This is a genomic window from Mesorhizobium sp. M0208 (assembly GCF_040322015.1).
Classification (GTDB): Bacteria; Pseudomonadota; Alphaproteobacteria; order Rhizobiales; family Rhizobiaceae; genus Mesorhizobium.
The window spans coordinates 130,746-137,255 of the sequence record NZ_JAMYSP010000016.1 but is presented as its reverse complement, the minus strand read 5'-3'; the positions used below and the strand labels follow the sequence as shown (position 1 = coordinate 137,255).

Genomic DNA, 6,510 nt, shown 5'->3' with positions numbered 1-6,510 from the left:
GAGAACCTTGCAGACCATCGACAACCCGTTCGGCACGAGGTTGTCACCCATGTCTTAGGTACATTCTGTTACCCATGTCTCCGGGTCGTACCGTGAAGATATTGGCGATCCCGACAGGATTCGAACCTGTGACCATCGGCTTAGAAGGCCGGTGCTCTATCCAGCTGAGCTACGGGACCACTGGCCGGCCGCATGACCGGCGGATTGTGCTGGCAGGGCCGGTATGGGATCAATGCGTCCAGGGCGTCCTGCGGTCATAGCGGAAATTCTCCGCATAGGAAATCTGGCGGCGCTTGATTTCCTTCGGCTCCTCGACGCGGAAAGCCAGGCCTTCCTTCTCGGCATAGGCGACCGCCTCTTCTCTTGTGTCGAAGGTCAGCCTGATCTGGCTTCGCATGTCGCCGGACGTGGTGTAGCCCATCAGCGGATCGATCTTCTTGCGCTGCTCCGGATCGAATTCCAGCACCCAATGGCCGGTCTTGGCCTTGCCGGACTGCATCGCGGTTTTGGCTGGGCTGAAAATGCGGGCTGACATGACCACCTCATTGCTGGTTGCAAGCGCACGACCGCGACACCAGATTACTGTTCTCTGGCCATGCACTAGCCCGTCATTACTGCGCAATGCCGCCGGCAGCAAGGCCGATGGCTTTTTACGCTTGCTTTGGTGGGCTGAAATCACTAGGCAACAGACCGTTCGGAGTGTAGCGCAGCCTGGTAGCGCATCTGGTTTGGGACCAGAGGGTCGGGAGTTCGAATCTCTCCACTCCGACCATTCCTCACAGCGAATCTCATCGGCAGCGCAAGCGGATCACGCTCGAGCGGACGGACAGCACGAGCCTGCGCTGCCCGTCCGATACCCAAGCCATCAGCCCTGGATGAAGGCCAGCAGATCCGGATTGATGATCTCCGGATGGGTGGTGCACATGCCGTGCGGCAGGCCCTTGTAGACCTTGAGCGTGCCATGCTTCACCAGCTTGATCGCAAGCAGCGCGGAATCGGCGATCGGCACGATCTGGTCGTCGTCGCCGTGCATAATCAGCACGGGCACGTCGAGCTTCCTTAGATCGTCGGTGAAGTCGGTCTCGGAAAAGGCCTTGATGCAGTCGTAATGGGCCTTGGCCCCACCCATCATGCCCTGGCGCCACCAATTGTCGACGGCGCCTTGCGAGACCTTGGCGCCCTCGCGGTTGAAGCCATAAAACGGGCCGGCCGGCACATCCCTGTAGAACTGGGCGCGGTTAGCGGCCAGGGCGGCGCGAAAGCCGTCGAAGACTTCGATCGGCAAGCCGCCGGGGTTGCTGTCGGTCTTGAGCATAATCGGCGGCACGGCGCCGATCAGCACCGCCTTGGCAACACGGCCGCCGCCGCCATAAAGCGCGACGTAACGCGCCACCTCGCCGCCACCGGTCGAGTGGCCGATGTGGATCGCATCCCTGAGATCGAGATGCGCCGCCAGCGCCGCAACATCGGCGGCGTAGGTGTCCATCTCATTGCCGGTCGCGGTCTGCGACGAGCGGCCGTGGCCGCGGCGGTCATGTGCGATGACGCGGTAGCCCTTTTCGAGGAAGAACAGCATCTGGTTGTCCCAGTCGTCTGAGCTTAGCGGCCAGCCGTGATGGAACACGATCGGCTGGCCCTTGCCCCAATCCTTGTAGAAAATCTCGGTGCCGTCATGGGTGGTGAATGTGCTCATAGTCCTACTCCTTGATGGAAAAGTTGGGGGTAACAGGGAAGCTTTTAGCCCCCTCAGCTGGAAAAATTATAACAGTGCGGTCAGGGTGAGCATTGGCAAAACGGACATTCAACATGGCAAAACTGACAAATGACGGCTGCGCGTGATCTGATCGAAATCGGCCTCGTCTTGTATCCCGGCGTGCAGGAAGCAGCCGTGCTCGGCCTGACCGATCTTTTCATGCTGGCAAACCGGCTGGCTGTCGAGCGGTTGCCGGACGCGTTGAGGCTTCGCGTCAGTCATTGGCAATTGGAGGACGCGGGCCACACCGTGGTCCGCAGCTTCGACAGCGACCCCGGCGCCGACAATGAACCAGCCATGGTTATCCTCCCGCCGACCTTGGGAGATCCGATCGCTCGGGAAGCAGCCGCGCTCTATGCCGGCTGGCTCAGGGATCGCCACACGGCAGGCGCGACGCTCGGTTCGGTCTGCGCCGGCGCCTTCGTGCTTGCCGAGACCGGCCTGTTGTCCGGTCGCGCCGCGACGACGCACTGGGCTTATCGCGACGCGCTGGCGCTACGCTTCCCAGACATCCTGCTCGACGCCGACAGACTGGTCATCGACGATGGCGATATCATTACCGCCGGCGGCTATATGGCCTGGACCGATCTCGGCCTGAAGCTGGTGGACAGGGTGCTCGGGTCAGCCGTCATGATGGACACGGCGCGTTTCATGCTGGTCGATCCACCGGGCCGCCAGCAACGTTTTTACAGCCCGTTTGCGCCGCGATTGACCCATGACGACGAAGCGATCCTCAAGGTGCAGCACTGGCTGCAGGCGAACGGCGCGCGCGACGTGACGCTTGGCGCCATGGCCGAGCATGCGGGGCTGGAGGAGCGGACCTTTCTGCGACGCTTCCGCAACGCCACTGGCCTGAGGCCGACCGAATATTGTCAGCACCTGCGGGTCGGCAAGGCGCGCGAGATGCTGGAAACCACGATGCGATCGATCGACCAGATCGCCCGGGAGGTCGGCTATGACGATCCCGGCTCCTTCCGCAAGGTATTCGCCAGGATAACCGGCCTGGTGCCCGGCGATTATCGCCGGCGCTTTGGCGTGGAACGAGCCGCGATTGCAGGAGTCGAAAGTTGAGACCTGGCCGCCGCAATGGCGCTACCAGATGCATCTGACGGCAAGCTCGCCGGGCGAGAACCCCAACCACTCCATCCCGGCGAGCCTACTACCTGATTTGATACGCAATCAGGACCGGGATTAGCCGGCAAGCTCTTTCTTGCAAGACAGATGCCAGCCTTTTTTCCCAAAATGGGACGGCGGCTGAACTGGAATCCTCTAAATCTCGAACTCGCCCTGCCCTTCGTCCATGGCGCTGACTGTCTCGGCGGCGAGCGCTCGCGTGATCGGCGTCTTGCGCTCGAGCGCGGTGCGGTCGAGCCGTTCGACCACCCGCATTGCGGTGGCCAGCGAGCGTTCGATGCGGCGCACCAGATATTGCACGACATGCGGCTCGACCTCGACCTGGCGATCGGCGAACAGCTTTGTGATGACGCCGGCCAGCAAGAGGTCGTCGGGCTCGTGGATCTCGAGGGTAGCCGCCGCCTTCAGCCGCGATGCCAGGTCGGGCAGCCGGACGCCCCAGGCGGAGGGAAAGCGGCGCGCCGTCAACAGTAAGGTCGAGCCGGCGCCGCGCACCGCATTGATCAGGTGGAACAGACCGTGCTCGTCGACCGGGCCGGCATCGACATCGTCGATCATGGCCGGATGCGCGCCGAGATTTTCGATGCAGTCGCCGATGCGGCCGGCCTCCACTTTGACCGCGTTGGCGCGGGTCTGCCAGATCGAGGCCAGATGGGTTTTTCCGGAGCCGGCCGGCCCGGCCAGCACGACAACCGGCGACGGCCAGTCCGGCCAGCGGTCGACAAGCGCCGCCGCCTGGCTGTTGGTGCTGGAAACGACGAGCTCGTCGCGCGAATAGCCGGTGCCGTGGCCTAGATCGAGCGGCAATTGGCGCGGCGGATCGATCTTGTCCGGCATCTGGCTCAACCGCGCGCGCCCCCGCGGCGGCGCACCTGCAGCGGCGGCACCGGCTCGTCGGCGTGGCCCTTGTAGAGCGGCGATTCGAGATAGCGCGCGATGGCGAAGCGCACCAGAACGGCAACGGCGGCGGAAGCCGGAACGGCGATCAGCAGGCCGACGAAGCCGAACAGCGCGCCGAAGGCAAACAGCGCGAACATCAGCCACACCGGATGCAGGCCGACGCTTTTGCCGACCAGCCGCGGCTGCAGGATATTGCCCTCGATGAACTGGCCGACGAAGAACACGCCGGCCACCGCCGCGATCATGGTCCAGTCCGGCCAGAACTGGACGAAGGCGACGCCGACGGCCAGCACCAGGCCGGTCAGCGAGCCGACATAGGGGATGAACGAGATCAGCCCGGCAAACAGGCCGATGAGGATGCCGAAATTCAGGCCCGTCAACGTCAGGCCGGTGGCATACATGGCGCCCAGCACCAGGCACAGCGTGCCCTGTCCGCGCACGAAGCCGGCGGTTGCCGTGTTGATATCCCTGGCGATCGCCCTGACGGTCTTGACATAGTCGCGTGGCACCCAGCTGTCGACGATTGCCACCATGCGGTCCCAGTCGAGCAGCATGTAGAAGGCGACGACCGGCGTCACCACGAACAGGCTGACGACCGAGACCAGCGCCACGCCGGAGCTCCAGATCGAGGTGAAGACGGTGGTCAGGAGGCCGAAGCCGGAGGTCAGCAGCGAGTTCAAGCCTTCACGCAGGCCATTGGCGTCGACGCCGAATTTCTCTTCCAGCCATTTCGGGTCGAAGCTGGTGATCAGGCTCTGCAGCCGGGTCAGATAGTCCGGCAGCTTGCTAGCGAAATCAGCCATCTGCGAGGCGAGCACCGGAACCAGGATGACGACGGCCAGCACCAGGACGACGATAAAGGCGACGAGGATGACCACCGTCGCCATCAGCCTGGACAGGCCGAGACGCTCCAGCCGGTCGGCGACAGGGTCGAGGAAATAGGCGAGCACCATGCCGGCAACGAAGGGCAGAAGGATGCCGCTGAAGACGTAAAGGAAGACGGCGAGGATGATGGCGCTGACCAGCCAGAAGCGGATCTGCCGGCGAAACGACGCCGATGCCGCAGCCTCCGCTGCCGCGGCTTCGGCCTCGGCGTCGATGGACCGTTCGTCAGGTGCCCGATGTTCAGGTGCCGGGTGTGGAGCCTTCGCCATAGCCGCTCATATGCCTCAGCCAAGCCACGAGATAGGCCGCGGCCGAAGCCACGGTCAAGACCCCGGACAGCAATATGAGGGCCGGCCTCAGCGGATCGAGACGGATGTCGAAGGCCAGTTCGCCCAGCACCACTGCCGCCAGTACGATCTGAATCGCGGTGTTGGCCTTCGACACCAGGAGCGGCTTCATCTCAACCGGATGCGCCATGACGGTGGATAAAAGCACGGCGCAGACGATCAGTGCGTCGCGCGATACCATGGTAACGACCAGCCACAGCGGCAGTTCGCCGCTGAAGCCCAGGACCACGAAAACCGAGACCAGCAGCAGCTTGTCCGCCATCGGATCGAGATAGGCGCCGAGCCTGGAAAACTGATTGAAATGGCGGGCGATGAAGCCGTCGACGCCGTCGGAAATGCCGGCAATGAGGAAGCCGGCAAACGCCCAGTCCCAGCGTTCCTGCAGCATGGCCAGCACCACTGCCGGCACCAGCACGAAGCGCATGATCGTGATCATGTTAGGGATGGTCAAACGCATATCCCGTCGCTCTTGTTTGTCGATACATGATGGAGAAGGAGGGTTACGGCAAGTGAGAAGCGACACAGAAGCTGCCAATCACCCCTCGAGGGCGCCAGCAATGAAATAGGTCAAGACAAATGAAATAGGTCAAGACAGATGTCGATTTCGGGGAGGCTCATTCGTCTCACGATGGGAAGCCGAAGAATTCGCCCAGACCTTCCTGGACCGCGAGCAAGGAAAACGGACGCGATGACAATCACTATCACAGCTTTTGAACGATCGCCCGATGGCGGCAAGGGACTGGCGCGCGATACGCGCGTTCGCTGGGCGCTCGAAGAAGTGGGGCAGCCGTATGAGGTTCGTCTTGTTTCCTTTGCAGAAATGAAGGCGCCTGGCCATCTGGCCATCCATCCCTTCGGCCAGATCCCCACCTATGAGGAAGGTTCTCTCTCGCTGTTCGAAACCGGCTCGATCGTCTTTCACCTTGCTGAGCAGCATACGGGATTGCTGCCGAAGGATCGCAATGCCCGCGCGCGTGCGATCACGTGGATGTTTGCCGCACTTAATACCGTCGAGCCGCCGATCCTCGAATTAACGACGGCAAGAATATTCGAACGTGACAAGCCTTGGAGCGAGGAGCGCTTGCCGTTGGTAAAGGACCGTGTTCGGGCTCGGCTGGACAAACTCTCGGCCCACTTAGGCGTCGCCGACTGGCTCGATGATACGTTCAGCGCGGGCGATTTATTGATGGTGTCAGTGCTGCTGCGACTAAGAATGTCCGGCATTTTGGACGAATATCAAAACTTGGCTGCCTATGTAGCGCGCGGGGAAGCACGGCCGGCCTATATCCGGGCTTTCACCGCGCAATTTGCGATCAACGCCCCATCAACCAGCATTACCTCATAAAGCTGAGCCGACAGCAGGGCTTTCTCATTGATCTGGAACCAGGTTGGGGTTTGACCTGGATGCGCAATGGTGCCGATCGGCAGGTCGGCGGGACAGCGCCCCTCTGGCCTGCCGGCCATCTCCCCCTCAAGTGGGGAGATTGGCAG

The 6,510-nt window shown here is 62.3% G+C and carries 7 protein-coding genes and 2 tRNA genes; 3 read left to right on the top strand and 6 right to left on the bottom strand.

Annotation, left to right across the window (positions count from 1 at the left end; genetic code table 11):
- Positions 1-102: 102 nt before the first annotated feature.
- Positions 103-179 (bottom strand) — tRNA-Arg (locus NKJ17_RS18120).
- A gap of 50 nt (positions 180-229) precedes the next feature.
- Positions 230-535 (bottom strand): ETC complex I subunit, encoded by a 306-nt coding sequence (locus tag NKJ17_RS18115; RefSeq protein WP_352479279.1) that lies wholly within the window; start codon positions 533-535, stop codon positions 230-232.
- A gap of 160 nt (positions 536-695) precedes the next feature.
- Here NKJ17_RS18115 and NKJ17_RS18110 point away from each other — a divergent pair.
- Positions 696-772: transfer RNA gene (locus NKJ17_RS18110), tRNA-Pro, on the top strand.
- Positions 773-865: 93 nt separating this feature from the next.
- Here the strand turns inward: NKJ17_RS18110 and NKJ17_RS18105 are convergent.
- Positions 866-1,693, bottom strand: a complete 828-nt coding sequence (locus NKJ17_RS18105; RefSeq protein WP_352689607.1) for an alpha/beta fold hydrolase — start codon at positions 1,691-1,693, stop codon at positions 866-868.
- A gap of 129 nt (positions 1,694-1,822) precedes the next feature.
- Here NKJ17_RS18105 and NKJ17_RS18100 point away from each other — a divergent pair, with 129 nt between their 5' ends.
- A complete protein-coding gene (locus NKJ17_RS18100) occupies positions 1,823-2,824 on the top strand; it encodes a GlxA family transcriptional regulator (protein ID WP_352689606.1) in 1,002 nt (333 codons plus the stop codon).
- A 198-nt stretch (positions 2,825-3,022) separates the two neighbouring features.
- Here the strand turns inward: NKJ17_RS18100 and hdaA are convergent, their stop codons facing one another.
- Genes hdaA through NKJ17_RS18085 form a run of 3 tightly spaced genes read right to left on the bottom strand, consistent with a single transcriptional unit; the run spans position 3,023 to position 5,470 of the window.
- Complete coding sequence (gene hdaA, locus NKJ17_RS18095) at positions 3,023-3,724, bottom strand: DnaA regulatory inactivator HdaA (protein ID WP_352689605.1); 702 nt, start codon at positions 3,722-3,724, stop codon at positions 3,023-3,025.
- A 5-nt stretch (positions 3,725-3,729) separates the two neighbouring features.
- A complete protein-coding gene (locus NKJ17_RS18090; RefSeq protein WP_254820263.1) occupies positions 3,730-4,941 on the bottom strand; it encodes an AI-2E family transporter in 1,212 nt (403 codons plus the stop codon).
- The gene (locus tag NKJ17_RS18085) at positions 4,913-5,470 is read right to left on the bottom strand and encodes a CDP-alcohol phosphatidyltransferase family protein (RefSeq protein ID WP_023677645.1); all 558 of its coding nucleotides are present in this window, start codon (positions 5,468-5,470) and stop codon (positions 4,913-4,915) included. The genes NKJ17_RS18090 and NKJ17_RS18085 overlap by 29 nt, the downstream gene beginning before the upstream one ends.
- Before the next feature lie 237 nt (positions 5,471-5,707).
- Here NKJ17_RS18085 and NKJ17_RS18080 point away from each other — a divergent pair, with 237 nt between their 5' ends.
- Positions 5,708-6,364 carry a glutathione S-transferase family protein gene (locus NKJ17_RS18080; RefSeq protein WP_254820264.1) on the top strand — a complete coding sequence of 219 codons (657 nt, stop codon included), beginning with the start codon at positions 5,708-5,710 and terminating at the stop codon, positions 6,362-6,364.
- Positions 6,365-6,510: the final 146 nt, after the last annotated feature.